The sequence below is a fragment of the Actibacterium sp. D185-2 genome, from assembly GCF_054954595.1.
The window spans coordinates 567,296-592,700 of record NZ_JBPWNX010000001.1; the positions used below are offsets into that span (position 1 = coordinate 567,296).

Here is a 25,405-nt window from a genome sequence, read left to right on the forward strand (position 1 = left end):
ATGACCCAGGATCCCAACGCCCCGCCGATCAATCCGCTGCCGCCGGTGGTGTGGCTGCTGGCATTGCCCATCGCGGCGGTCGAGCTGATCCTGAGCGCCGGCGCGCGCGGGCTGATCGGCGGCCCGGCGGCGCTGGGCTGGCGCACCGGCGCGATCGAGGATTACGGTTTCTTCAACGTCCTGTTTGACCGGATGCTGGCCACCGGCGATGTCACCGCCGGCGGGCTGCTGCGCCTTCTCAGCTATGCCTTCATCAATTACAGTTTTACGCAGACGATCTTTGTCATCGTGTTCATCCTGGCGCTGGGCAAGATGGTGGGCGAGGTGTTTTCCACCGCCGCCGTGGTGTTGATCTTTGCGGTATCGGCGATTGCGGGCGCGGTGGCCTATGGGCTGATCCTGAACGATCCGCATCCGCTGGTCGGCGGCTATCCGGCGGTTTACGGGCTGATTGGCGCGTTCACCTTTTTGCTGTGGGTCAATCTGGCGGCGCGGGGCGACAATCAGTATCGCGCCTTCATGCTGATCGGGTTCCTGCTGGGGATCCAGCTTTTGTTCCGGGTGCTGTTCGGCGGTAGCAACGACTGGCTGGCCGATGTCGCGGGGTTTGCCACCGGGTTTGTGCTGTCCTTCGTGGTCAGTCCCGGCGGCTGGGGCCGGGTGCGGGCGCGGATCAGGCGCCGTTAGCCCCGGCGCATCGCCCGGCGGAATTCCGACAGGCGAAACGCGCCGAGCAGGTGGCCCAGGCCGAAATAGCTGACCATTCCGAAGACCACCAGCAGCATCAGCGCCAGATAGCGTATCCGCCCCGCCGACAGCCACGGCGCCAGCACACCCGCCGCGCCGTACAGCAGCACACCCATCAGGGCCGAGGTTGCGATGATCCGCACGATTCGCCGCTTGAAGCGGTCATCCAGCACCGCCGCGTCGCCCATCCGGCGCGAACCACGCCAGAGCACAGCCACCATCGCCCAGGACGCCACCGTGGTGCCGCAGGCCGCCGCCAGATAGCCGATCATCGGCGCCAGCCCCACGGCCACGGCCACATTCACCACCAGCGAGATCAGCGCGTAATAGAACGGCCGGCGTGTGTCTTCGCGTGCGAAGAACAGCGGCTGCAACACCTTCTGGATCACAAAGGCAGGCAGGCCCAGCCCATAGATCGCGACCGCCGCCGCCGTGGCAGCCGTATCGCTGGCGTCAAACGCGCCACGCTGAAACAGCACACCGATCAGCGCGCCGGGAATGGCGATCAGCGCCACCGCCGCCGGGATTGTCAGCGCCAGCGACAGTTCGCCCGCGCGGTTGAACGCATCGCGGCCGCCCGCCGTGTCGCCCGCCCGCAGGCGGCGCGACAGATCGGGCAGCAGCACCACGCCGATGGCGATGCCGACCACGCCCAGCGGCAGCTGATACAGCCGGTCGGCATAGTTCAGCCAGGCAATCGCGCCGTCGAAAAAGCTGGCCACCTGACGCCCGACCAGCAGGTTCACCTGTACCACGCCCCCGGCCAGCGCGGCGGGGCCCGCGATGATCGCCAGCCGTTTCAGCTCGGGCGTCATGCGCGGGCGGCGCAGGGTCAGGCGGAACCCGGCGCGCGACGCGGCCACCCAGACCAGCGCCATCTGCGCCAGCCCCGCCACCGGAACCGTCCAGGCCAGCGTGTCGCCGATCGGCCAGCCCGCGAAGCTGGCCACGGTCATCGCCGAGATAAAGAGGATGTTCAGCAGCACCGGCGCGGCGGCGGCGGCCACGAAGCGCCCGACCGAATTCAGCACCCCCGACAGCAGCGCCGCCAGCGAGATGAACAGGATATAGGGGAACGCGATCCGCCCGAAGGTCACCGCCAGATCGAACCGCTCGTCAGCCAGAAACCCCGACGCCATGGCCAGCACCAGCCAGGGCATGAACAACTGCGCCAGCAGGGTAAAGACGATCAGGATGCTGGCCAGCCCGGTGAAGGCGTCGCGCGCGAAGCCGGTCGCATCCTCGCCGCCTTCCAGCTTTTTGGAAAACATCGGCACGAAGGCCATGTTGAACGCGCCTTCGGCAAAGAAGCGGCGGAACATGTTGGGCAGGGAAAAGGCGATCAGGAATGCCTCGGCCACCGGGCCCGAACCCAGATAGGCCGCGATCAGGATGTCGCGCACGAACCCCAGCACCCGGCTGAGAAGGGTCCACATGCCCACGGTCAGAAAGCCTGACACCAGACGGATCGGTTGCATCAGGCGCGCGCCCGTTCCGCGCCAGCCTCGATCGCCGCGCGCAGCTTCTTTTCCAGGCTTTTCTGACGGCTGTGGGAATAGAGTTTCAACCCGAACAGATCCTTCACATAGAACGTGTCGACCACCTGTGCGCCGTACGTCGCAATCATCGCCGAGGCAATGGAAATATTCGCATCCGCCAGGACCCGGGTCAGATCGAACAGCAGGCCGGGCCGGTCGCGGGTGTCGACCTCGATGATCGTGTAAATCTCGGAGCCGGAATTGTCGAAGGCGATGGCGGTCGGAAACTGAAAGCCACGCTCGCGTTTCGACAGCTTGTCGCGGTCGGCCAGCTTGTCGCGCGGCACCACTTCGCCCGCCAGAGTCTTCTTGATCATCTGGCGCAGGCGGGGCAGGCGGCTGGCCTCATAGGGCGCGCCTTCGGCGTCCTGGACCCAGAACACCGCGGTGGCATAGCCATCGGACGAGGTATAGGTGCGCGCATCGACCACATTCGCCCCCACCAGGGCCAGCGCCCCGGCAAGGCGCGAGAAGATGCCGTGGTGATCGGCCAGCGCGAAACAGGCGCGGGTGGCGTCGCGGCCTTCGTCCGGTTTCAGGTCGATGCGGATTTCATCGTTTGAAATTTCGCGCAGCAGCCCGGCGAAAATGACATGGGTGTCGGTTTGCAGCCCCTGCCAGTAGGGGCCGTAATGGCGCGCGGTTTCGGTGCGCAGATCCTTCTTGTCCCAATCGGCCAGCGCCTCGCGCAGCGCCTTCTTGGCCTCGGTCTCGCGGGTTTCGCGATTGAGCGCTTCCAGCCCGCTTTCCAGCGCGCTGGCGGTCTGCCGGTACAGCCCGCGCAAAAGCTGGGCCTTCCAGTTATTCCACACACCGGGTCCGACGCCGCGAATGTCGCAGACCGTCAGCACGGTCAGCAGATCCAGCCGCTTGCGCGTCTTCACCAGTTTGGCGAAATCGCGCACGGTGCGCGGATCGGAAATATCGCGTTTTTGCGCCGTGTCCGACATCAGCAGATGATAGCGGACCAGCCATTCCACGGTTTCGCATTCATCGGGTTTCAACCCCAGTCGCGGCGCGACCTTGCGCGCGATCTGCGCACCGAGGATCGAGTGATCCTCGGGCCGGCCCTTGCCGATGTCATGCAGCAGCAGCGCCACATACAGCACCTTGCGATTGACGCCTTCCTTCAGGATGCGGCTGACCACGGGCAGCGGTTCTATCAGTTCGTCCCGCTCAAGCTGCGCCAGAACCGATATGCACTGGATCGTGTGTTCGTCCACCGTGTAGTGGTGATAGACGTTGAACTGCATCATCGCCAGGATCGGCTCGAATTCCGGGATGAAGGCGGCCAGCGCGCCCAGCTCGTTCATCCGGCGCAGCGCCCGTTCGGGGTTGCCGTGTTTCAGCAGCAGGTCAAGGAAGATGCGCTGCGCTTCCTTGTCGTTGCGCATGTCGTCGTCGATCAGATGCAGATTGGCCGAGATCAGCCGCATGGCGTTCGGATGGATCAGCGTGCCGGTGCGCAGCGCTTCTTCGAAGATGCGCAGGATATTCAGCCGATCGTCGAAGAATGTGGCCTCGTCGGCCACGCTCAGGCGGTTCTGGACGATTTCATACCCCGCCTTCGCCTTCTTGCGGCGCCGGAACAGGCCGGTCAGCATCGGTTCGCTTTTCACATGGCGGGCTTCCATCGCGGTCAGGAAGATGCGCGTCAACTCGCCCACATGGGTGGCGTGGCGGAAGTAGTCCTGCATGAAATGCTCGACCGCGCGGCGCCCGCCATGGTCGGTATAACCCAGGCGCTCTGCCACCTCGACCTGCATGTCGAAGGTCAGCTGATCCATCGCCCGGCCCGCGATCAGGTGCAGGTGACAGCGCACCGCCCACAGGAAATTCTCCGCCAGCGCGAAATCGCGCAACTCGTCGGGGGTGAATACACCCAGGTCGACCAGCGCGGCGGTGTTTTCGACCTGGTGCACGTATTTCGCGATCCAGAACAGCGATTGCAGATCGCGCAGCCCGCCCTTGCCCTCTTTGACATTGGGTTCCAGCACATAGCGCTGGCCGCCCTGCTTGCGGTGTCGTTCCGACCGTTCGGCCAGCTTTGCCTCGACGAAATCCGATGCGGTCGAGCTGAACAGATCATCCCAAAGCCGTTGTTTCAACTCGTCGGCCAGGGGCGCGTGCCCGGCCAGAAAGCGATGTTCCAGCAGGGCGGTGCGAATGGTGTAATCCTCGCGGCCCAGGCGGATGCAATCCTTCACGGTGCGGCTGGAATGGCCGACCTTCAGATGCAGATCCCACAGCATGTAAAGCATCGATTCGATGACGCTTTCGGCCCAGGGGGTGATTTTGTAGGGGGTCAGGAACAGCAGATCGACATCGGAATGGGGCGCCATTTCCGCCCGGCCATAGCCGCCGACGGCAATGACCGCGATGCGCTCGCCCTCGGTCGGGTTTTGCAGCGGATGCAGGGTGGTGGTGGCCACGTCCAGTACGGCGCGCACGATGCAATCGGTCAGATAGGCATAGGAGCGCACGACCTGACGCGCGGCCAGAGGTTCGGCCGCGAAGGCGGCGGCGATGGCGGCATCGCCGGCCTTGCGCGCCTCCTGCAGCAGCCGCACGGTTGCCGCGCGGATGCCCGGCGGGGCGGTCTCTGTCGTCAGTGCATCGGCCAGCGCCCGGTCGAACGCGGCCTGGTTGAAAATAGCATTGGCCGGCAGGATCAACCCGCCCGCTTCAGTCTGTATCGGTTCGGGGCGGGCCGGGTCAGAAACCGGCGCCACCGAAGCTTCTTGGGGCAGGGTCAATCACAACCACCTGATTGTTGCGGATTTCAGCGACGGCAAGGCCGCGCTCGTTTGTGCCGTCGGGAAGAAGACGGAAGACACCGTTGACGCCGACAAAGCCTGCGCCCTGGGTCAGGGCGGATGCGGTCAACGCATTGGACTGGCCTTGCTTGACCAGCGCGCCGATCGCCGCGATCCCGTCATAGGACAGGCCCGCGATCGGGTGCGGCGATGTACCGAAGGCGGCTTGATAGCGGGACCGGAAATTCTGATTCAGATTGGGGTCGGGCAGTGCGAACCAGCCGCCCTGAACCCCGGGCAGTGCCAGGGTGGCGGGCGGAATGTCCCAGCGGGTCAGGCCAACGAACTTGACAACAGACGGGTCCACCCCGTTTTCCGGCAAAAGCTGCGCCAGAAGCGGCAGCGCACCGGCGGTGTCGGCGGTCAGGAACAGGGCCTGGGCGCCAGAGCCCTGTGCCGTGGCGGCGATGGTCGGCACGGCCTGAACGACCCCGTTTTGCGAAAATTCATAGGAGGCTTCGCCGACCAGATTGGCGCCGCTGCGGGCGACGGCCGTGCGGATGGCCTGGGCCCCGGCCTCGCCCGCCACGGTCTGATCGCGCACGATCATGATGTTCGGGCGGCCCTGTGCGGCGGCATAGCGCACCAGCCGGCTGGCGGTGTTGTCAAAGGTCGGGCCCAGCACGAAGACGTTGCCGCCGGCGATTTCGGGGTTGTTCGAGAAGCTCAGCACATTGACGTTGCGCCCGGCCACGGCGACGCCGACGGCATTCGCGGATTGGGCATAGACCGGGCCAAGGATGATCTTGGCGCCCTCGTTCACGGCCCGTGTGGCGGCGGATGCGGCCTGACCGGCATTGCCGGCGGTGTTGTAGACCCGCAGGTCGATCTGCACCCCGTCCAGATCCGCGATTGCCAGCCGCGCGGCATTTTCCAGGTTTCTGGCCAGTGCATCGTCGCCCGCCTGACCCGACCCGCCAGGCACCAGCAGCGCGACCGGCACAGGCGCGTCGGTGTTGATTCTGGGGCCGCCGCCCGCGGTGGTGATCGGCTGGCAGGCGGCCAGCATGGCCAAAGCCGCAAGGGCCAGGCACAGCCCTTGGATCGGCTTGCGTGCGGTCCTGAAAACGGCGAACATGGCGAAACCTCCTGAACTTCCGGACCGGGGCCCGCTATTGGCCCGGAGCCTAAGCGTTCCGGCGCCCCAAGTAAACGTCAGAGAAGGCTTGCCACCACCCGTGAAAATAGAGATAGCCCCCCTTTCGCCCGGCCTGTATTTCGTCGCGACGCCCATTGGGGCCGCACGCGATATCACGTTGCGCGCGCTCGATATCCTGGCCTCGGCAGATGTGATCGCGGCCGAGGATACCCGTACGGCGAAACACCTGATGCGCCTGCACGGGATCGCATTGGGCGACCGGCCGGTTGTCGCCTATCACGACCACAGTGGCCCCGCGATGCGCCAGAAGATCGTGCAGATGATCACGGACGGAAAATCGGTGGCCTATGCCAGCGAGGCGGGCACGCCGCTGGTGGCCGACCCCGGCTATCAGCTTGGCCGTGCGGTGATCGAGGCCGATCTGCCGGTGACGGCGGCGCCCGGCCCCTCGGCGCTGCTGGCGGCGCTGACCATTTCGGGACTGCCCAGCGACAGGTTTCTGTTCGCGGGTTTTCCGCCATCAACCGGCAGCGCGCGGCGCAAATGGCTGGCAGATCTTGCCGGAATCGGTGCGACGCTGGTGCTTTATGAATCACCCAGACGTGTTCAGGGATTGTTAGGGGATCTTGTGCAAAGCTTCGGAGGCGAGCGGGAAGCTGTGGTTTGCCGGGAACTGACAAAACGGTTCGAAGAGGTGGCGCGCGGCTCCCTTGCCGAACTGGAGGCGGCCTTTGCCGATCGCACGGTAAAAGGCGAAGTTGTGGTTCTGGTGGATCGTGCCGGTGCCGCAGTCGCGGATGACGCGATGCTTGAGGATGCGCTGCGGGCGGCCCTGGCGGAAAAATCCGTCAAGGACGCGGCGGCGGATGTGGCGGCGGCCCTGAACCTGCCCAAGCGGCAGGTCTATCAGGCGGCCCTGAAACTGGAGGATGAAACATGAGCGGTGTGGTTTCCTATCATGCGGGGCGCGTGGCCGAAGACAGTGTGGCGCACGATTATCAGCGCCGTGGGCTGGCCATTGCCGGGCGCCGCTGGCGTGGCGTGGGCGGCGAGATCGACCTGATCGCGCGGGATGGCGATGGCCTTATCTTTATCGAGGTGAAAAAAAGCCGCTCTTTCGCCAGTGCCGCGGCGCGGGTGTCACGCCGCCAGATGGGGCGGATCATGACTGCGGCATCGGAATTCGTGGCCGGTGAGCCGCGCGGGCAATTGACGGATATGCGGTTCGATGTGGCGCTGGTGAATGGGCACGGGCAAATCGAGATTCTGGAAAACGCATTCGCGGCCTGATGTGAAACCGTCATTGCATCGGGGCGCGTGGCGGGCCATGTAAACCCTGAAGCTTCGGAGGGGTTCTCATGCCGCTTAAGATCGCCATTCAGATGGACCCGATCGGTCTGATCAATATCGATGCCGACAGCACGTTCCGTCTGGCCGAAGAGGCCCAGAAGCGCGGGCATCAGTTGTTTTACTACACGCCAGACAAATTGTTCTGGAATGACGGTCGCGTGATGGCCCGGGGGTGGCCGCTGGAGGTGCGCCGGGTGAAAGGCGACCACTTCACGCTGGGCGAAGAGGTCGACGTGGATTTGGCAGACTGGGATGTGGTCTGGCTGCGCCAGGATCCGCCCTTCGACATGGGCTATATCACCACCACCCATCTGCTGGAGCGTATCCATCCGCGAACCCTTGTGGTGAATGATCCGTTCTGGGTGCGCAATTTTCCGGAAAAGCTGTTGGTGCTGCGATTCCCCGATTTGATTCCGCCGACCCTGATTGCCCGCGATCTGTTGACGATCCGGCAGTTCAAGGATGCGCATGGCGATATCATCCTGAAGCCGCTTTACGGCAATGGCGGAGCCGGGGTGTTCCGGCTGGATCCGAACGATCGCAACCTTGCTTCGTTGCACGAGATGTTCACCGGACTCAGCCGCGAGCCGCTGATCGCGCAGAAATTCCTGCCCGATGTCTCGAACGGCGACAAGCGGATCATTCTGGTGAACGGGGACCCCGTGGGCGCGATCAACCGGGTGCCCGCGCTGGGCGAGACGCGGTCGAACATGCATGTCGGCGGACGGCCTGAAAAGATCGGCCTGACCCCGCGCGATCTGGAAATCTGCGCGGCGATCGGCCCGACGCTGCGCGACCATGGTCAGATATTCGTCGGCATCGATGTAATCGGTGACTATCTGACCGAGATCAACGTGACCTCGCCCACAGGCATTCAGGAACTGGAACGCTTCGACGGCACCAATGTGGCCGAGAAGATCTGGCAGGTGATCGAGGCAAAGCGCGGGCTATGAGCCTGATGCGTCCAGTGCTGAACCGCTGGCTTGCACTGTTCGAGCGGCGGTTTCTGGCCAACATAACCGACCCGGCGGCGGCGCGCGCGGCGTTCGAGCGCAAGGCGCGGTTCTGGTTCCGGCCCCCGCGCGGCACCCGATTCGCGCCGGGTCAGCTGTGCGCGCCGGGCCGTCAGGTGCCGGTTCTGTGGGCGCGGGGGCAGGGCTGTCGCGACGATTGCGCGATTCTCTATTTTCACGGGGGCGGCTATTTCATGGGGTCGGCCCGGACCCACAGCGCGATGCTGGCGCATCTGTCGAACTTCGCCGGGGTGCCCGCCTGTCTGGTCGATTATCGCCTGGCGCCGGAACATCCGTTTCCCGCCGCATTCGACGACGCGATGCTGGCCTATCGGGGGTTGCTTGCGCAGGGCTATGCCGGGGATCGGATCATTCTGGGCGGCGACAGCGCCGGCGGCGGGTTGGTCCTGTCGCTGTTGTCGGCGATTTGTCGGGAAGGGCTGGATCAGCCGCTGATGACCTTTGCCTGGTCGCCGCTGACCGACATGACCCTGTCGGGCGCTTCGCACCGCTCCAATCTGCGCAGCGATGTCATGCTGCCTGGGGAGCGGATGCCCGAGGTGCGTGAACGCTATCTGCAGGGGGCCGATCCGAAGGATCCGCGCGCCTCGCCCCTGTTCGGGGGCTTTGGCGGGGCCGCGCCGGTGGTTTTGATGGCCAGCGATTCAGAGATTTTGTTGGATGACACCCGGGCGCTGGAAACCCTGCTGGCGGGGCAAGGGGTGCGGGTGGTCAGCCATATCGAGCCGGGCCTGCCGCATGTCTGGCCGATGTTCCACGGGCTGCTGCCCGAGGCGGTCGCGACGCTGAAGGAACTGGGGGCGCAGATCCGGGGCGCGCTCGGCGCTGCGGGGCTGCAAAACCGCTAACCGCCCACCGCCAGGCGGAAACTGGCGGCCTCGGCCACATGGGGTTTGTGCACACCGTCCGATCCGTCCAGATCGGCGATGGTGCGGGCCACGCGCAGCACCCGATGATAGCCGCGTGCGGACAGGCCGAACCGTTCAGCCACTTTTGCCAGCAATGCGCGGCCTTCGGCGTCGGGTGTGGCGATCTGTTCCAGCAGCCGACCCTCGGCATCGGAATTGCAGCGCATCCCGTCATGGTCCGCGAACCGCGCCGCCTGTATGGCCCGCGCCCCCGCCACGCGCGCGGCCACCTGTGCCGAGTTGTCACCCGATTCGGGCAGGTCAAGATCGGTATAGGCCACCGGCGGCACCTCGATGCGCAGATCGAACCGATCCATCAGAGGGCCGGAAATGCGGCCCAGATAATCCTCGCCGCAGGCGGGAACGCGGGCGCAGGCGCGGGCGGCGTCGGCCAGATAGCCGCATTTGCAGGGGTTGGCGGCGGCCATCAGCAGGAACCGGCAGGGATAGCGCATATGGGCGTTGGCGCGGGCGACCACGACCTCGCCGGTCTCGATGGGCTGGCGCAAGGTTTCCAGCACGGCGCGGGAGAATTCGGGGAATTCGTCCATGAACAGAACGCCGTTATGGGCCAGCGAAATCTCGCCCGGTTTGGCCCCGCGCCCGCCGCCGACGATGGCCGCCATCGAGGCTGTGTGATGTGGTTCGCGGAACGGCCTTGTCCGCGAAATCCCGCCCTCGTCCAGCAGACCCGACAGCGAATGGATCATCGAGGTTTCCAGCGCCTCGGCCGGGGTCAGGGGCGGCAGGATGCCGGGCATTCGGGCGGCCAGCATGGATTTGCCCGATCCCGGCGCGCCGACCATCAGCATGTGATGCCGCCCGGCGGCGGCGATTTCCAGCGCGCGCTTGGCGCGTTCCTGGCCTTTCACGTCGCGCAGGTCGCGGGCCTGGGGGCTGGTCGTCACCTCGCCCGGATCGGCGGGGGGCAGGGGGGCCTGTCCGGTGTAATGGCGCACCACGTCGCCCAGCGTGGCGGCGGCCAGTACCTGGGTGCCACCGACCCAGGCGGCCTCGGCCCCGCAGGCGTGCGGGCACAGCAGGGCGCGGTCGGCCTCGGCCGCGGCCATGGCGGCGGGCAGGGCGCCGATCACCGGCACCAGTGATCCGTCCAACGACATCTCGCCCAGGGCGACGGTGCGTTCCACCGCGTCGCGCGGAATGACATCCAGCGCGGCCAGCAGCGCCAGCGCAATCGGCAGGTCGAAATGCGAGCCCTCTTTGGGCAGGTCGGCGGGCGACAGGTTGACGGTGATGCGTTTGGAGGGCAGCGCCAGCGCCATCGCGGTCAGGGCGGCGCGCACCCGGTCGCGGGCTTCGCTGACGGCCTTGTCGGGCAGGCCGACGATGGAAAAGGCGGGCAAGCCGGCGGTGATGGCGCATTGCACCTCGACCAGCCGGGCCTCGACCCCCTCGAACGCCACCGTATAGGCCCGTGACACCATTCCCGCCGCCTCCGCTTTCATCTTGGTTAACGGCTACGGCGGGAAGGTTTACGATTGGTAAATTTCCATGAAGGCGGGATAGGCTGCCGGGTCATTTACCGTCTTGTCGCGGCAAAACGCGTTACAAAAACCGAAAATCCGATCGTCCAGATTCATGAAATGGGTCACCGGCTTGCCCGAATAGGGGCAGGTGACGTTTTCCGACGGGCCATTGGCCACCGCGCGGGCCGGCAGCGGCACGGGGCCGGGCCAGGCGCGCGGGGGCAGGTCCATCGCATAGGGTTCGGGGTCATAGGATTTCGTCAGCCCTTCGGCCCGCCAGCGCCGGAAGGCGGGATCGGCCAGATGCGCCGCGACATAGGCGGCAGCCGCATCGCCGACCGGCAGGCCGTACCCGGCGATCCGGGCCGCGACGGGGGCATAAAACACATCGGCCAGCGAATAGGCGCCGAACAGCCATGGCCCCGCGCCGCCGAAGCGGTCGCCTGCGGTGGACCAAAGCTGCTCGATCCGCGCCAGATCGGCCAGCACCGCGTCCCCGGGTTGAAACCCCTCATAGGCGCGTGCCAGATTCATCGGGCAGTCGCTGCGCAATGCGCCAAAGCCCGAGTGCATTTCCGCCGCCAGCCAGCGCGCCAGGATGCGTGCCGACGGGTCTGTGGGCCACAGCCCGGCCTGCGGGTGCCGCTCGGCCAGGGTTTCGGCAATGGCCAGCGTATCCTGCAGCGGATCGCCTTCCGGGGTGCGGATGACTGGCACCAGACGGGCCGGGGCCAGAGGCGCCAGATCCTGCGCCATTTTGCCGGAATAAAGCCCCACCATCGTGACACGGACGGGAAGGCCGAATTTTTCGAACATCAGCCAGCCGCGCAGCGACCAGCTGGAATAGGTTTTGTCGCCAAGGAAAAGATCATATGTCATGGCGGAAGGGTAAGTCGGCCCGCGCCATTTCCAAAATGAGGTTTTGTGCGCATCTGCATAAATCTTCGTGATGCGTGTGTGGCAGGGCACAACCACTGTGCGCAGATGTTCCGCGCCGGGCCTTAAGGTTTCAGCGAAAGTGCTGAAAATATTTCAATTTCCTTTGTAGAACAAATGGTTGCAATGGCGCTCTTGCCGGAATTTTGGGCAAATTCGCCATGTGTGGAACCCGTTTGGCCAATATTCGGCATATGCCGTGCAACTATTCGTGAACCTGCGATGTTGATCTTTCACAGACAGGCGCGAAGTTACACCATGAAGACGCCGACGCGAACAACCCAAGGGGGCGCCCATGGCACTTGATGGATATCCCGATCAATCCTTCACCCGCCGCGCGATGAAGGCCGAACTGCTGGATGCGGAAACGGAGCGGCAGTTGGCCTATGCGTGGCGCGATCAGCGTGACGAACAGGCGCTGCACCGCCTGATCACCGCCTATATGCGGCTGGCCATTTCCATGGCGGGCAAGTTCCGGCGCTATGGCGCGCCGATGAACGACCTGATCCAGGAGGCCAGCCTTGGCCTGATGAAAGCCGCCGACAAGTTCGACCCCGACCGCGGCGTGCGGTTTTCGACCTATGCGGTGTGGTGGATCAAGGCCTCGATCCAGGACTATGTGATGCGCAACTGGTCGATGGTGCGCACCGGGTCCACGTCGTCGCAGAAATCGCTGTTCTTCAACATGCGCCGGGTGCAGGCCCGGCTGGAGCGTGAGGCAAGCGCGCGCGGCGAAACGCTGGACGGGTATCAACTGCGCCAGATGATCGCGACCGAGGTCGGCGTTTCGCTGGGCGATGTCGAGATGATGGAGGGGCGGCTGTCGGGCTCTGACTTTTCGCTCAATGCCACGCAATCCTCTGACGAGGAGGGGCGCGAATGGATCGAAGCGCTGGAGGATGACAGCGCGCAGGCGGCCGAGTTGGTGGCGCAGGAACACGACGCCGAAGCGCTGCGCGGCTGGCTGGCCGAGGCGATGTCGCTCCTGAACGAGCGCGAGCGTTTCATCGTGCGTGAACGCAAGCTGCGCGACGTGCCCCGGACGCTGGAAAGCCTGGGCGGCGAGTTGGGCCTGTCGAAGGAACGGGTGCGGCAGTTGGAAGCGGCGGCCTTTGCCAAGATGCGCAAGAGCCTTGAAGCGCAAAGCAAGGAGGTGCATGAGTTCCTCTTGTGAGGCATTTCATGCACATATTTGCGGTTTGCGCCGCCATCGCGGCTGTGCCCGGCCGGGCCGGTGAAATTGCGCCGGATGCGCTGACCGATCTGCCCGCCGCCGATGTGATCGTGCTGGGCGAAGTGCACGACAACCCGATTCACCACGAAAACCAGGCCCGCGCGGTGGCGGCGCTGCATCCTGCGGCGCTGGTGTTCGAGATGCTGACGCCCGGCCTTGCCGCACGGGCGACGCCCGATCTGATGGGCGACGCGGCGGCGCTGGGCAAGGCGCTGCATTGGCAAGAGTCCGGCTGGCCGGATTTCACCTTCTACTATCCGATCTTCACCGCGGCCCCCGGCACCCCGATTTATGGCGGCGCGCTGCCGCGCGGCGATGTACGCCGCGCCATCGGCGCGGGGGCCGCGGCGGTGTTCGGCGACGGTGCTGCGGCCTATGGGCTGGCCGCCGCGCTGCCCGACGATGTTCAGGCCGCCCGCGAAGAGCTGCAACAGATCGCCCATTGCAATGCCCTGCCGCCCGAAATGCTGCCCGGAATGGTCGAGGCGCAGCGCCTGCGCGACGCCGCCCTGGCCCGCGCGGTGGCACAGGCGCTGGCGGAAACCGGCGGCCCGGTCGCCGTGATCACCGGCAACGGCCATGCGCGCAGGGATTGGGGGCTGGCCGCGGCACTGGCGCAGGCCGCGCCCGAGGTCACGCTGCTGTCGGTCGGGCAGTTCGAAGAGCCGCCCGAAGAGCCCGCGCCGTTCGATCTGTGGCTGGTGACCGCCCCGGCCGAACGCGAAGACCCCTGTGCGGGCTTCGCCACCAACTGAACTTGTCTCACCCGCCGGGCCGTCCTAGACAGGGGCGGGGACGTGAAAGGGGCGACCATGCTGGCAGGCAAACGCATCTTGTTGATCATCGGCGGCGGGATCGCGGCGTTCAAGTCGCTTGATCTGATCCGCCGGTTGCGCGAACGCGGCGCGACCGTGACGCCGGTGTTGACCCAGGCGGCCGAGCAGTTCGTGACCCCGCTTTCGGCCTCGGCCCTGTCGGCGCAGAAGGTGTACCGCGACCTGTTCGATCTGACCGATGAGGCCGAGATGGGCCATATCGAGCTGTCGCGCGCCGCCGATCTGGTGGTGGTGGCCCCGGCCACGGCGGATCTGATGGGCAAAATGGCGGGCGGGCTGGCCAACGATCTGGCCTCGACCCTGTTGATGGCCACCGACAAGCGTGTGTTGATCGCACCCGCAATGAATGTGCGGATGTGGCAGCACCCCGCGACCCAGCGCAATATCGCCACGCTGAAGGGCGACGGCATCCTGTTCGCCGGCCCGAACGAGGGCGACATGGCCTGCGGCGAATACGGCCCCGGCCGGATGGCCGAACCGCTGGAGATTGTCGCCGCGGTCGAGGCTGCACTGGCCGGTGGGCCGCTGAAGGGCAAGCGCGTCATCGTGACATCCGGCCCGACGCATGAACCGATCGACCCGGTACGTTATATCGCCAACCGATCTTCGGGCGCGCAGGGCACGGCGATTGCGCGGGCGCTGTCGGCGCTGGGGGCCGAGGTGGTGTTCATCACCGGCCCCGCCGATGTGCCGCCGCCCGCCGGGGTGGCGGTGGTACGGGTCGAAACCGCGCGCCAGATGCTGGACGCGGTGCAAGGCGTGCTGCCCGCCGATGCGGCGGTGTTTGCGGCGGCGGTGGCCGACTGGCGCGTGGCCAACAGCGCGGGCTCGAAAATGAAGAAGGACGGCAAGGGCAGCCTGCCCGCGCTGGAATTTGCCGAAAACCCCGACATTCTGGCCACGGTCGCGCAGATGGAAACCGGACGGCCCGCGCTGGTGGTGGGGTTTGCCGCCGAAACCGACGATGTGATCGCCCATGCCACCGCGAAACGCGCGCGCAAGGGATGCGACTGGATCGTGGCCAATGACGTCTCGCCCGCCACCGGCATCATGGGCGGCACGGAAAACGCGGTGACGCTGATCACCGACGCGGGTGCCGACAGCTGGCCGCGCATGGGCAAGGATCAGGTGGCCAGCCGTCTGGCGCAACTGATTGCGGAGGCGCTGACATGATCCCGACCATCCGCATCCTGTGGGACGAGGGGGCCGACACCACGCTGCCGCTGCCGGCGTATGAGACCGCGGGGGCGGCGGGGGCCGACCTGCGCGCCAACCTGCCGCCCGCGATCCGTGCGCAGGGCTTTACCCTGCACCCGATGGAACGCCGCATCGTGCCCACGGGCTTTCGCATGGAATTCCCGCATGGGTTCGAGGTGCAGATCCGGCCGCGTTCGGGGCTGTCCTTGAAACACGGGATCACCCTGCCCAACACGCCCGGCACCATCGACAGCGATTATCGCGGCCCGTTGGGGGTGCTGTTGGTGAACCTCGGGGATGTGCCCTATACCGTGCGCCACGGCGACCGCATCGCGCAGATGATCGTGGCGCCGGTGGTGCAGGCGGCGTTCGAGGTGGTTGGCGATTTGTCCGAAACCGGACGCGGCACGGGCGGGTTCGGCTCTACCGGACGGGGCTGATTGATGGGGCTGGTGCTGATCCTGGCGGGGGCGCTGTGGGGCATCGGCTATGTGCTGAATGTGCCGGTGCGTGCGCGGCTTTTGATGCTGGCGCTGCTGTACGTCGCCGTTCTGATCGTGCAGGTGGCGTTCCCCGAGGGCCACGCGCTGCGCCAGGCCACCGGCGGGTCGAAAGAGCTGTGGCTGGCCCTGGGGGTTCTGGGCGCGCTGGTGGCGGGGTATCGCGCGCTGCTGGTTGGGCTTCGGGCCCGTGCCCGCCCGCCGCAGGTTCAGGCAAAAGCCGGCAGTTTCAGCGATGCAGAGCTGGAACGCTACGCCCGCCACATCGTGCTGCGCGAGGTTGGCGGTCCGGGGCAGAAGCGGCTGAAAGAGGCGAAGGTTCTGGTGATCGGCGCGGGTGGGCTTGGTTCGCCCGCGCTGCTGTATCTGGCCGCTGCCGGGGTCGGGACCATCGGCGTGGTCGATGACGATGTGGTGGATGCCTCCAACCTGCAGCGGCAGGTGATCCACACCGACGCCCGGATCGGCATGCCCAAGGTGTTTTCCGCCGAAGCGGCAATGCGAGCCCTGAACCCTTTCATCACCGTGCGTCCCTATCGGTGCCGTCTGGCGGCCGACACGGCGGCAGAGCTGTTCGCGGGCTATGATCTGATCCTGGACGGCACCGACACTTTCGACACCCGCTATATGATCAACCGCGGGGCCGTGGCCACGGGCAAGCCGCTGATCGCGGCCGCGATCACCCAGTGGGAAGGGCAGATCAGCCTGTATCACCCGGCCTCTGGCGCGCCGTGCTATCAGTGCATCTTTCCGCAGGCCCCGGCGGCGGGGCTGGTGCCCGGCTGTGCCGAGACGGGCGTGATGGGCGCGCTGCCCGGCGTGGTGGGCGCGATGATGGCGGTCGAGGCGATCAAGGAGATCACCGGCGCGGGCCAGAGCCTGCGCGGGCGGCTGCAGCTTTACGATGCGCTTTACGGCGAGAACCGGCAGATCGCGCTGAAACCGCGCACCGATTGCCCGGTTTGTGGCGGCTGAGGCTGGACCTTGCCGCGCGCCGTGCCTAGCTTCTGTGCAAAGGAGTCCCCCATGACAAACCCGCTTTTGACCGACTGGTCCACGCCCTTTGAACTGCCCCCGTATGCCGTGATCGGGGACGCGGATTTCGCGCCTGCCTTCGATGCCGCGATGGCGCAGGCACGGGCCGAAATCGCGGCGATCGCCGACAACGCCGCGGCCCCCAGCTTCGCCAACACGATCGAGGCGCTGGAAGGGGCGGGCAAGCGGCTGGACCGGATGCTGGGTGTGTTCTATTCGCTGGCGGGTACCGATGCCAACGATGCGCGCGACGCGCTTCAGCGTGAATTCGCGCCGAAACTGTCGGCCTATTCGTCGGAAATCACCATGAACGCCACGCTGTTCCAGCGGATCGAGGAGTTGTGGCAGGCACGCGACAGCCTTGACCTGACAGAGGAGCAGGCCCGCGTTCTGATGCTGACCCGGCGCAGTTTCGTACGGGCGGGGGCGCTGTTGGAAGGCGCGGCGCGCGACCGGCTGACGGCGGTGAAATCACGGCTGGCGGTGCTGGGGACCGAGTTCAGCCAGAACCTGCTGGCTGATGAGCGTGACTGGTTCATGGAACTGGCCGAAGACGATCTGGACGGGCTGCCGGATTTCGTGATTGCCGCTGCCCGCGCGGCGGGGGCGGAAAAGGGCGTGGGGGGGGCGGTGGTGACGCTGTCGCGTTCGTTGATCGTGCCGTTTTTGCAATTCTCGCCCCGGCGCGAACTGCGTGCAAAGGCGTATGAGGCCTGGACCGCGCGCGGCGCCAATGGCGGGCCGACCGACAACCGCGCCATTGCCGCCGAGATCCTGCAATTGCGGCACGAACGTGCGCAACTGTTGGGTTACAAGGATTTCGCCAGCTACAAGCTGGAAACCGAAATGGCCAAGACGCCCGACCGGGTGCGCGCGCTGCTGATGGCGGTGTGGGAACCCGCCAAATCCGCCGCCACTGCCGATGCCGGGGTGCTGGAGGCAATGATGCACAAGGACGGCGTCAATGGCCGGCTGGAAGCCTGGGACTGGCGCTATTATTCCGAACAGCGCCGCAAGGCCGAGCATGATCTGGATGAGGCCGAACTGAAACCCTATCTGCAGCTCGACCGGATGATCGAGGCCGCGTTCGACGTGGCGCACCGGCTGTTCAATCTGGAATTTCGCCCGCTGGACGTGGCGCTTTACCATCCCGACGCCCGCGCGTGGGAGGTGACCCGCGACGGCGCGCATGTGGCGGTGTTCATCGGCGATTATTTCGCGCGCGGCTCGAAACGCTCGGGCGCGTGGTGTTCGGCCAGCCGGTCGCAGCACAAGCTGGGCGGCGCGGTGCAGCCCATCGTTCACAACGTGTGCAACTTCGCCAAACCGGCGGCGGGGGATCCCGCGCTGCTGTCCTATGACGATGCGCGCACTTTGTTCCACGAATTCGGCCACGCGCTGCACCAGATGCTGTCGGATGTGACCTATGAATCGATTTCGGGCACCTCGGTTGCGCGCGATTTCGTCGAGCTGCCCAGCCAGCTTTACGAGCATTGGCTGGAGGTGCCCGAGGTGCTGTCGCAATACGCCACCCATGCGAAAACCGGCGAACCGATGCCCCAGGACATGCTGGACCGGCTGCTGGCGGCGGCGAATTACGACATGGGGTTCCAGACGGTGGAATATGTGGCCTCGGCGCTGGTCGATCTGGCGTTTCACGAAGGCGAGCCGCCCGCCGATCCGATGGCCGCGCAGGGCGCGGTTCTGGATCGGCTGGGGATGCCGCATGCCATCCGGATGCGCCACGCCACGCCACATTTCGCGCATGTGTTTTCCGGTGACGGCTATTCCAGCGGCTATTACAGCTACATGTGGTCCGAGGTGATGGATGCCGACGCGTTCGAGGCGTTCCAGGAGGCCGGCAGCGCGTTTGATCCGGCGACTGCGGAAAATCTGGAACGGTTCATCCTGTCGGCGGGCGGCTCGCAAGAGGCCGAGGCGCTTTATACCCGGTTCCGGGGCCGCTTGCCGGGGGTCGAGGCGCTGTTGAAAGGGCGGGGATTGCTGGACGCGGCTTAACCCGCGTCGCGCACCGGATCCTTGTGGATGATGACCTGGGCCTGCGGATAGGCCCGGATGATCGCGTGTTTCAGCCCGGCGCCGATGTCGTGCGCCTCGGTCAGCGGCAGGGTGCCGTCAAGGTCGATATGCAGGTTCACGAACAGCTTGCTGCCCGCGGTGCGGGTCTGCAGGTCGTGATAGCCGTGCAGGCCAGGCCATTCGGCGGCGATCTTTTCGATACCGGCCACGATTTCGGGATCGGCGGCGCGGTCCATCAGCGCGTCCATCGCGCCCTTGCCGATATTCAGCGCGCCCACCGCCATCATCGCCGCCGCGCCCAGTGCCACCACGCTGTCCACCTGATTCAGCCCGAACCGGGCCGAGGCCCACAGCGCCAGGATCGCGCCCAGATTGGGCAGCAGATCACCCAGATAGTGCAGCGAATCGGCCTGAACCACGCGGCTGCCGGTTTTGCGCGCGACATAGCGCTGCCATAACAGCAGCAGCACCGTCAGCACCACGGAAATGGCCATTACCGCCATGCCGCGCCCTTCGGCGGCCAGATGCATCGGCGCATCCGACAGCAGGCGGCGCAGACCGGCCCAGAAGATCACGCAGGCGGAAATCAGGATGAACAGCGCCTGTCCCAGCGCGGCCAGATCCTCGGCCGAGGTGTGGCCGAAGGTGTGATCCTCGTCCGGGGGGCGCATCGCATAGATCAGCGCGCCCAGCGCGCCCAGCGACACCATCAGATCAAGCCCGCTATCGGCCAGCGAGGCGGCAACCGACAGCGACTGGGTTGCGCCCATCGCCCAGAGCTTGAGCAGCACCAGCGTCAGCGCCACACTGGCAGAGGCCAGCCCGGCCGAGATGTTCATTCTGTTCGGGTCGCGCGGCATTGGCGGGCGACGCTCCTGTTCGGTGGGATCGTCTGTCGCCTAGCGTAGCCGGGGGCGCGGGGCAAGGGGCGGTTAATCCAGAATTTCGTCGGGGAAGACACCCCAAAGCGCGGTTTTCGGAACCCAGCCGACCTGTCCGCCGGCGCTGATCCGGCACCAGTCGAGGGTGCATTTCTCCAGCCGGGCAACCACGCCCATTTCGGCATTGGCGGCGATCGGCGCATCGTGCTGGGGCGCGCGCCGCAACGCCAGCAGGTCGGCCTCGACCAGTACGGTCCGCACTCCTGACAGCAGCGAGTAATGCATCCAGCCGCCCGCCCCGTCATGATCGCGCACCCGGCGCCAGTGGCCGTATTCGCCGGTGACTTCCAGCGGCTGGTTGCGATGCTTGTAGACCCAGTCGATCCGGTGGGTCTTGCCCGGGCCGTGCCGCGCATAGCCTTCGCTGGCTTTCAGCGACACGAAACGCGGGATCGGCAGGTTGGTGACCGGCCCGCGCTCCTGTGCCATGGCCCCCGTGCCGGCCGTCGCCAGCATCAGCGCCAGTCTTATCAGAAACGCCCGCATGTTTGCCTCGATCGTCCCGCGCCGGGGACATATTGCCTCATTCGCGACGGGGTCTTGTGCATCGCCCCGTTCTCGGACAGTTTGCCATTACGAACGCGGTTTGGAAAGAATGGGGAGGCACCGGATGCCCGGTCAACGTCTGAGTGTTGTCGTCACGCGACGGTTGCCCGAGGTCGTTGAGACCCGGTTGAAGGAACTCTTCGACGTGGAACTGTCCGAGACCGACGAAAAGATGTCGCGCGAGGCATTGGTCGAGGCGATGCAGCGCGCAGATGTCCTGGTGCCCACGGTGACCGACACCATTGATCAGGGAATGCTGTCGCGCGCCGGCGACCGGCTGAAGCTGATCGCCAATTATGGCGCGGGCGTGGATCATCTGGATGTGCAGACCGCGCGGCAGCGGGGCATTCTGGTGGCGAACACGCCCGGCGTCGTGACCGAGGACACCGCCGACATGACCATGGCGCTGATGCTGGCGGTGCTGCGGCGCATCCCCGAGGGGCTGGCCATGATGCAGTCCGGCAAGTGGGAAGGCTGGGCCCCCACCGCGTTCATGGGCGGGCGCGTCGGCGGGCGGCGTCTGGGCATTCTTGGCCTGGGCCGGATCGGTCAGGCCGTGGCGCGCCGGGCCACGGCGTTCGGCATGCAGATCCACTATCACAACCGCCGCCGCCTGCACCCCGAGATCGAGCAGGAGCTGCAGGCGACCTATTGGGAAAGTCTGGATCAGATGGTGGCGCGGATGGATGTGATTTCGGTCAACTGCCCGCACACGCCCTCGACCTTCCATCTGATGAATGCGCGGCGGCTGAAGCTGATGAAGCCCGACGCGGTGATCGTGAATACCTCGCGCGGCGAGGTGATAGACGAGAATGCGCTGACGCGAATGCTGCGCGCGCGTGAAATTGCCGGCGCGGGCCTGGACGTGTTCGAACATGGCCATGAAATCAACCCGCGTCTGCGCGAATTGCCCAATGTGGTTCTGCTGCCGCATATGGGCTCGGCCACGGTCGAGGGGCGGATCGAGATGGGCGAGAAGGTGATCATCAACATCAAGACCTTCGCCGACGGTCACCGCCCACCCGATCTGGTTGTCCCGGCAATGCTGTGAGCCGCGCGGTGGCGATGGCCCCCTCGGCCCGCGACACCCGTCTGGCGCGGTATTTCCTGCTGATAGTCTTCGCCTATTTCGCCGCGCATACGGTGGTGCGGACGGTGCTGGGCGGCTCGTTCGAGGTGGACGAGGCCGAGATGCTGGTGCTGGGGCAGGATTTCCGGCTGGGCTATGGCCCGCAACTGCCGCTTTACAACTGGATGCAGGCGGCGTTCTTCAAGATCTTCGGGGTGAGCACCTTCGCGATTGCGTCGCTGAAGAACCTGTTGAACTTTGCCACCTATGCCCTGCTGTTTTGCGCCCTGCGCGTAGCGTTTCCGCTGCGGCTGGCGATTTTGGGCACGGTGTCGCTGATGCTGCTGCCCAATGTGGTGTGGGAGGCACAGCGCGCAGGCACCCATTCGACCGCAATGGCGGTGGCGATCTTCGGGTTTCTGGGCGCGTTCCTGCGGCTGCTGCGGGGCGGCGGGGGCTGGCGCGATCATGCGATGCTGGGGGTCTGGCTGGGGCTGGGGGCGCTGTCGAAATACAATTTCTGGTTCTTCGCCCTGCCGCTGTTTCTGTCGGCGCTCAGCTTCGCGCCACTGCGGGCGCGTCTGATGTCGTGGCGGTTGGTGGTGTCGGGGGTGATCGCGGCGGCGATGATCGCGGCGCCGGCCTGGTGGTTCATCCGCAATGCCCACGCGGCGCTGGCCTCGACCCAGAAGTTCTATGCGCAGGATATTGCGGGGATTGCCAATCCGCGGCTGGAAGGGCTGGCAGAGTTCGGGGCGAATCTCGTGGGCGGGATGCTGTTCGTGATCCTGTTCGCGCTGTTTTTGCGCTTTCCGCGCGGCGCGGTGCCCGGGGCGGTGCCCGGGATGGTGACCGAGGCGGATGAACGCCTTGTATCGCGCATGATGCTGCGCGCCTTCTGGATCTCTGCCGCGGCGCTTCTGGCCGGGTTGCTGGCGGCGGGTGTCAGCGACGTGCAGGGGCGGTGGCTGTTGCCGGCGTTTTTCCTGTGCACGCCGGTTCTGATCATCGAGGCCGGGCGCCATGCCGCACGCTGGAAGCACAGGGTGGTCTACGGGTTTGTCATCTTCCTTGGCCTGGCGGCGCTGGCGGCGATGGCGGATATCCGGCTGCGCGGGGCGGGCAACGATTCAATGCGGGTCGATGTTCTGGCAGATGAGTTGGACAAGCTGCTGCCGGGGCGCCCGGTGGTGATCAGCGGCTTCTATTTCACCGGCAATCTGAAATACCACCGGCCGGACTGGACCGTGCTGCCGCCGCAGCCCGCGGGCACCGGGGCGCTGGACAGTGACACGCTGGTGCTGATCGAGCCCGGCGACGATCAGTGGATCGCGGGCGTGCTGGCGGGGTACGGCGTGACGTTGCCCGATCTGAACGCGGCGATGACGCGCGGCCAGATCATCGTGCCCTACCGTTTCGAAGATGTCGAAACCGCGACCGTCCGCTATGCGATCATTCGCCTGCCGGATCCGCAGGGCTGACCGCCGAAAATACCGGGCAGGTCGGATTTGCGATACAGGAGGTCGGCGTTAACTGTCCGGCCCCGGTGCAAACGGGCATGTTTGGCGCAGCGGTAAGCAAAGAGAGTCGTGCCCGATGAAAACCCATGTCAAAGCTCTGGTCGTTGGTGGTGGTGCGGTGGGCACCTCGATTGCATATCATCTGGCCCGGGCGGGCTGGTCCGATGTGATGCTGCTGGAACGTGATGAGCTGACCTCGGGCTCGACCTGGCACGCGGCGGGGCTTTTGCCCTATTTCAACATGTCCTTTGCGACGACCCATATCCACGACTATTCGATCCGGTTCTACAAGACGCTTGAGGAAGAAACCGGCCTGATCGCGGGCTTTGCGGTGGTCGGCAATCTGCGCATGGCGCAGACGGATGCGCGCATGGACGAATACATGCTTTATGCCACCACTGCCGAAACCTGCGGCGTGCCCTATGAGTGGCTGACCCCCGCCCAGATCGAGGCGCGCTGGCCGCTGGTGCGCACCGAGGATCTGAAAGGCGCGATCTATCACCCCACCGATGGTTATACCAATCCGGCGGATGTGACCCAGGCCATGGCCAAGGGCGCCCGTCAGCGCGGCGTGGTGATCGAGCGTAAGTGGCAGGTGGACGGATACCGCTGGACCGGGTCGGACTGGATCGTGACCTGCACCAAAATGGCCGACAAGGGCGGTAATCTGGTGCCGTTGGACGAACGGATCGAGATCACCGCCGAGCATGTGGTGACCGCTACCGGCAACCACGCCCAACGTACCGCGCGTCTGCTGGGGCTGAAGATTCCCGCCATTCCGGTGGAGCATCAGTTCATCGTGACCGAGCCCGACCCGGCGCTGGTGGCGTACCGCAAGACCCACGGCGAACACCCGGTGCTGCGCGACGCCGATGCCAAATGGTATGTGCGCGAGGAACGCGGCGGCTGGATCCTGGGCCCCTATGAGCGCGGCGCGCCGGCGCGGTTCGAATACGGCTGCCCCGACACATTCCGCGCCGATCTGTTCCCGCTCGACCTGGACCGGATCGAGGAGGAATACCTGTCGATGATCCACCGGATTCCGTCGTCGGAAACCGTGGGGCTGAAGGACGATTTCAACGGCCCGATCTGCTATACGCCCGATGGCAACCCGTTGCTGGGTCCCGCGCCGGGACTGCGCAACATGTGGCTGGCCGAAGGTTTCAGCTTCGGCATCACCGCGGCGGGCGGGGCCGGTCACTATCTGGCGCAGCTGATGGTGGACGGCGAGGCCGAGATCGACATGGCCTCGCTCGATCCGAAACGCTTTGGCCCATGGATGACGACCGAATATGCCGCCCGCAAGAACGAAGAGGCGTATGAGCATGTCTATATCCTGCACCACCCGGACGAAGAGCGCCCCGCCTGCCGCCCGCTGAAAACGGCGCCCTGTTATGACCGCATGGCGTCGCACGGGGCGCAGTTCGGCTGCGTGAACGGGTGGGAGCGGCCGAATTATTTCGCCCCGCAAGGCTTCGACGATCACGCCGCGCGCAGTTTCCGCCGGGGCGGCTGGTGGGATTATGCGGTGGACGAGGCGCGCGCGATCCGCGACGGCGTGGGCCTGATCGACGCCACCGCGTTCACCAAGCATGTGGTCAAAGGCCCCGGGGCGACCGCGTTTCTGGACTGGTTCACCACCAACAAGCTGCCCAAGGTCGGCCGGATCAACCTGACCTATGCGCTGACCGGCGCGGGCACCACGCGCAGCGAATACACGATCGTGCGGCTGGGGGAGGATGAGTATTACCTGGTCTCGGCCGGGGCCTGGCAGGCCTATGACGCCGATTTCCTGCGCAAGGCGGCCGCGGACAAGGCGCCCGAATTCGGGTATATCGAGGTTCAGGACGTTACATCGCAATGGGGCGTCTTCGCGGTCGCGGGGCCGAAGGCGCGCGATGTGCTGAACGGGCTGGTCAAGGATGCCGCACCCGAAACCGTGTTGTCGAACAAACGCTTCCCGTGGCTGTCGATGCGCGGGATCGAGCTGGGCATGTGCCCGGTCCGCGCCATCCGCGTGGCCTATACCGGCGAGTTGGGGTGGGAACTGCACCATCCGATGGAGATGCAGAATTACCTGTTCGACCGGCTGATGACGGCGGGGGCTGCGCATGGGCTGAAACTGGTCGGCGCGCGGGCGCAAAACTGGCTGCGGCAGGAAAAATCCTATCGCGCCTTCGGCACCGAACTGGGCCGCGACGCGACCCCGCTGGAGGCCGGGCTGGACCGGTTCGTCGATCCGGGCAAAGAGTTTCACGGCAAGGCCGCGATGCTGGCCAAGGGGATCCGCAGCCAATGCGTCACCCTGCTGATCGACGGCCCCGCGGATGCCGACCCCTGGGGGCGCGAGGCGCTGTATAGTGGCGAGACGCGGGTGGGGCGGCTGACCTCGGGCGGCTATTCGGTGGCGTTCGGCAAAAGCATCGGCATGGGCTATGTCCGGCCCGATCTGGCCGTGCCGGGCACACGGTTGCAGGTGCGGATGTTCGACCGGCTGTGGCCGGCCGAGGTGACCGAAGACAGCCCCTATGACCCGGCCAACGCCACGATCCGCGTGGACGGATAGGGGCCG

Annotated in this window: 21 protein-coding genes; 14 read left to right on the plus strand and 7 right to left on the minus strand. The window is 65.9% G+C overall.

Translation table 11 applies throughout. The annotated features are described in order from the left end of the window. Positions 1–687, plus strand: a complete 687-nt coding sequence (locus ACSR1C_RS02850; RefSeq protein WP_460257801.1) for a rhomboid family intramembrane serine protease — start codon at positions 1–3, stop codon at positions 685–687. Here ACSR1C_RS02850 and murJ read toward each other — a convergent pair. From murJ to ACSR1C_RS02865, 3 genes are read right to left on the minus strand one after another with little or no spacing between them, the layout of a single operon-like run. Beyond that, complete coding sequence (murJ, locus tag ACSR1C_RS02855; RefSeq protein WP_460257802.1) at positions 684–2,225, minus strand: murein biosynthesis integral membrane protein MurJ; 1,542 nt, start codon at positions 2,223–2,225, stop codon at positions 684–686. The two genes, ACSR1C_RS02850 and murJ, sit on opposite strands and share 4 nt — an antisense overlap. Further along, positions 2,225–5,041 carry a [protein-PII] uridylyltransferase gene (locus tag ACSR1C_RS02860; RefSeq protein WP_460257803.1) on the minus strand — a complete coding sequence of 939 codons (2,817 nt, stop codon included), beginning with the start codon at positions 5,039–5,041 and terminating at the stop codon, positions 2,225–2,227. The genes murJ and ACSR1C_RS02860 overlap by 1 nt, the downstream gene beginning before the upstream one ends. Then, positions 5,001–6,179: a penicillin-binding protein activator gene (locus ACSR1C_RS02865; RefSeq protein ID WP_460257804.1), complete on the minus strand. Its 1,179-nt coding sequence runs from the start codon at positions 6,177–6,179 to the stop codon at positions 5,001–5,003. Before ACSR1C_RS02865 ends, ACSR1C_RS02860 begins: the two co-directional genes overlap by 41 nt. Before the next feature lie 100 nt (positions 6,180–6,279). On the opposite strand from ACSR1C_RS02865, the gene rsmI reads away from it, so the two are divergent. The 4 genes from rsmI (at position 6,280) to ACSR1C_RS02885 (ending at position 9,432) form a co-directional block, all read left to right on the plus strand. Continuing rightward, positions 6,280–7,140: a 16S rRNA (cytidine(1402)-2'-O)-methyltransferase gene (gene rsmI / locus ACSR1C_RS02870; RefSeq protein ID WP_460257805.1), complete on the plus strand. Its 861-nt coding sequence runs from the start codon at positions 6,280–6,282 to the stop codon at positions 7,138–7,140. Continuing rightward, positions 7,137–7,490: a YraN family protein gene (locus tag ACSR1C_RS02875; protein ID WP_460257806.1), complete on the plus strand. Its 354-nt coding sequence runs from the start codon at positions 7,137–7,139 to the stop codon at positions 7,488–7,490. The genes rsmI and ACSR1C_RS02875 overlap by 4 nt, the downstream gene beginning before the upstream one ends. A 68-nt stretch (positions 7,491–7,558) precedes the next feature. Further along, positions 7,559–8,503: a glutathione synthase gene (gene gshB, locus ACSR1C_RS02880; RefSeq protein ID WP_460257807.1), complete on the plus strand. Its 945-nt coding sequence runs from the start codon at positions 7,559–7,561 to the stop codon at positions 8,501–8,503. Then, positions 8,500–9,432: an alpha/beta hydrolase gene (locus tag ACSR1C_RS02885; protein ID WP_460257808.1), complete on the plus strand. Its 933-nt coding sequence runs from the start codon at positions 8,500–8,502 to the stop codon at positions 9,430–9,432. Before gshB ends, ACSR1C_RS02885 begins: the two co-directional genes overlap by 4 nt. Here the strand turns inward: ACSR1C_RS02885 and ACSR1C_RS02890 are convergent. Both ACSR1C_RS02890 and ACSR1C_RS02895 read right to left on the minus strand, forming a co-directional pair. Further along, positions 9,429–10,937 carry a YifB family Mg chelatase-like AAA ATPase gene (locus tag ACSR1C_RS02890; RefSeq protein WP_460257809.1) on the minus strand — a complete coding sequence of 503 codons (1,509 nt, stop codon included), beginning with the start codon at positions 10,935–10,937 and terminating at the stop codon, positions 9,429–9,431. The genes ACSR1C_RS02885 and ACSR1C_RS02890 overlap by 4 nt on opposite strands. Before the next feature lie 48 nt (positions 10,938–10,985). Further along, complete coding sequence (locus tag ACSR1C_RS02895) at positions 10,986–11,858, minus strand: glutathione S-transferase (RefSeq protein WP_460257810.1); 873 nt, start codon at positions 11,856–11,858, stop codon at positions 10,986–10,988. Positions 11,859–12,210: 352 nt separating this feature from the next. Here ACSR1C_RS02895 and ACSR1C_RS02900 point away from each other — a divergent pair, with 352 nt between their 5' ends. Genes ACSR1C_RS02900 through ACSR1C_RS02925 form a run of 6 tightly spaced genes read left to right on the plus strand, consistent with a single transcriptional unit; the run spans position 12,211 to position 18,736 of the window. Then, positions 12,211–13,089 (plus strand): RNA polymerase factor sigma-32, encoded by an 879-nt coding sequence (locus ACSR1C_RS02900; protein WP_460257811.1) that lies wholly within the window; start codon positions 12,211–12,213, stop codon positions 13,087–13,089. 8 nt (positions 13,090–13,097) lie between these two features. After that, entirely contained in the window at positions 13,098–13,904 is an 807-nt protein-coding gene (locus ACSR1C_RS02905; RefSeq protein ID WP_460257812.1) for a ChaN family lipoprotein, read from the plus strand. A 57-nt stretch (positions 13,905–13,961) separates the two neighbouring features. Beyond that, positions 13,962–15,158 carry a bifunctional phosphopantothenoylcysteine decarboxylase/phosphopantothenate--cysteine ligase CoaBC gene (gene coaBC, locus ACSR1C_RS02910; protein ID WP_460257939.1) on the plus strand — a complete coding sequence of 399 codons (1,197 nt, stop codon included), beginning with the start codon at positions 13,962–13,964 and terminating at the stop codon, positions 15,156–15,158. After that, positions 15,155–15,622: a dUTP diphosphatase gene (dut, locus tag ACSR1C_RS02915; protein ID WP_460257813.1), complete on the plus strand. Its 468-nt coding sequence runs from the start codon at positions 15,155–15,157 to the stop codon at positions 15,620–15,622. Before coaBC ends, dut begins: the two co-directional genes overlap by 4 nt. A 3-nt stretch (positions 15,623–15,625) precedes the next feature. Beyond that, positions 15,626–16,657: a HesA/MoeB/ThiF family protein gene (locus tag ACSR1C_RS02920; protein WP_460257814.1), complete on the plus strand. Its 1,032-nt coding sequence runs from the start codon at positions 15,626–15,628 to the stop codon at positions 16,655–16,657. Positions 16,658–16,708: 51 nt separating this feature from the next. Further along, positions 16,709–18,736, plus strand: coding sequence for a M3 family metallopeptidase (locus ACSR1C_RS02925; RefSeq protein ID WP_460257815.1), 2,028 nt, complete (start codon positions 16,709–16,711; stop codon positions 18,734–18,736). Here the strand turns inward: ACSR1C_RS02925 and ACSR1C_RS02930 are convergent. Beyond that, the gene (locus tag ACSR1C_RS02930; protein WP_460257816.1) at positions 18,733–19,617 is read right to left on the minus strand and encodes a cation diffusion facilitator family transporter; all 885 of its coding nucleotides are present in this window, start codon (positions 19,615–19,617) and stop codon (positions 18,733–18,735) included. The two genes, ACSR1C_RS02925 and ACSR1C_RS02930, sit on opposite strands and share 4 nt — an antisense overlap. A gap of 72 nt (positions 19,618–19,689) precedes the next feature. Further along, positions 19,690–20,184 (minus strand): SH3 domain-containing protein, encoded by a 495-nt coding sequence (locus tag ACSR1C_RS02935; RefSeq protein WP_460257817.1) that lies wholly within the window; start codon positions 20,182–20,184, stop codon positions 19,690–19,692. Between the two features lie 124 nt (positions 20,185–20,308). Between ACSR1C_RS02935 and ACSR1C_RS02940 the strand changes: the two genes are divergently transcribed. The 3 genes from ACSR1C_RS02940 (at position 20,309) to ACSR1C_RS02950 (ending at position 25,399) form a co-directional block, all read left to right on the plus strand. Next, the gene (locus tag ACSR1C_RS02940) at positions 20,309–21,295 is read left to right on the plus strand and encodes a 2-hydroxyacid dehydrogenase (RefSeq protein WP_460257818.1); all 987 of its coding nucleotides are present in this window, start codon (positions 20,309–20,311) and stop codon (positions 21,293–21,295) included. Then, positions 21,292–22,794, plus strand: coding sequence for an ArnT family glycosyltransferase (locus ACSR1C_RS02945; RefSeq protein ID WP_460257819.1), 1,503 nt, complete (start codon positions 21,292–21,294; stop codon positions 22,792–22,794). The genes ACSR1C_RS02940 and ACSR1C_RS02945 overlap by 4 nt, the downstream gene beginning before the upstream one ends. Positions 22,795–22,909: 115 nt before the next feature. Beyond that, on the plus strand, positions 22,910–25,399 hold the full coding sequence (locus tag ACSR1C_RS02950) for a GcvT family protein (RefSeq protein ID WP_460257820.1): 2,490 nt from the start codon (positions 22,910–22,912) through the stop codon (positions 25,397–25,399). Positions 25,400–25,405: the final 6 nt, after the last annotated feature.

What these genes read in the sequence shown, in the direction of transcription:
- ACSR1C_RS02850 (WP_460257801.1), top strand. Translation starts at nt 1, where the DNA reads ATGACCCAGGATCCCAACGCCCCGCCGATCAATCCGCTGCCGCCGGTG.
- murJ (WP_460257802.1), bottom strand. Translation starts at nt 2,225, where the DNA reads ATGCAACCGATCCGTCTGGTGTCAGGCTTTCTGACCGTGGGCATGTGG.
- ACSR1C_RS02865 (WP_460257804.1), bottom strand. Translation starts at nt 6,179, where the DNA reads ATGTTCGCCGTTTTCAGGACCGCACGCAAGCCGATCCAAGGGCTGTGC.
- ACSR1C_RS02875 (WP_460257806.1), top strand. Translation starts at nt 7,137, where the DNA reads ATGAGCGGTGTGGTTTCCTATCATGCGGGGCGCGTGGCCGAAGACAGT.
- gshB (WP_460257807.1), top strand. Translation starts at nt 7,559, where the DNA reads ATGCCGCTTAAGATCGCCATTCAGATGGACCCGATCGGTCTGATCAAT.
- ACSR1C_RS02885 (WP_460257808.1), top strand. Translation starts at nt 8,500, where the DNA reads ATGAGCCTGATGCGTCCAGTGCTGAACCGCTGGCTTGCACTGTTCGAG.
- ACSR1C_RS02890 (WP_460257809.1), bottom strand. Translation starts at nt 10,937, where the DNA reads ATGGTGTCACGGGCCTATACGGTGGCGTTCGAGGGGGTCGAGGCCCGG.
- ACSR1C_RS02895 (WP_460257810.1), bottom strand. Translation starts at nt 11,858, where the DNA reads ATGACATATGATCTTTTCCTTGGCGACAAAACCTATTCCAGCTGGTCG.
- ACSR1C_RS02900 (WP_460257811.1), top strand. Translation starts at nt 12,211, where the DNA reads ATGGCACTTGATGGATATCCCGATCAATCCTTCACCCGCCGCGCGATG.
- ACSR1C_RS02905 (WP_460257812.1), top strand. Translation starts at nt 13,098, where the DNA reads ATGCACATATTTGCGGTTTGCGCCGCCATCGCGGCTGTGCCCGGCCGG.
- coaBC (WP_460257939.1), top strand. Translation starts at nt 13,962, where the DNA reads ATGCTGGCAGGCAAACGCATCTTGTTGATCATCGGCGGCGGGATCGCG.
- dut (WP_460257813.1), top strand. Translation starts at nt 15,155, where the DNA reads ATGATCCCGACCATCCGCATCCTGTGGGACGAGGGGGCCGACACCACG.
- ACSR1C_RS02920 (WP_460257814.1), top strand. Translation starts at nt 15,626, where the DNA reads ATGGGGCTGGTGCTGATCCTGGCGGGGGCGCTGTGGGGCATCGGCTAT.
- ACSR1C_RS02925 (WP_460257815.1), top strand. Translation starts at nt 16,709, where the DNA reads ATGACAAACCCGCTTTTGACCGACTGGTCCACGCCCTTTGAACTGCCC.
- ACSR1C_RS02930 (WP_460257816.1), bottom strand. Translation starts at nt 19,617, where the DNA reads ATGCCGCGCGACCCGAACAGAATGAACATCTCGGCCGGGCTGGCCTCT.
- ACSR1C_RS02935 (WP_460257817.1), bottom strand. Translation starts at nt 20,184, where the DNA reads ATGCGGGCGTTTCTGATAAGACTGGCGCTGATGCTGGCGACGGCCGGC.
- ACSR1C_RS02940 (WP_460257818.1), top strand. Translation starts at nt 20,309, where the DNA reads ATGCCCGGTCAACGTCTGAGTGTTGTCGTCACGCGACGGTTGCCCGAG.
- ACSR1C_RS02950 (WP_460257820.1), top strand. Translation starts at nt 22,910, where the DNA reads ATGAAAACCCATGTCAAAGCTCTGGTCGTTGGTGGTGGTGCGGTGGGC.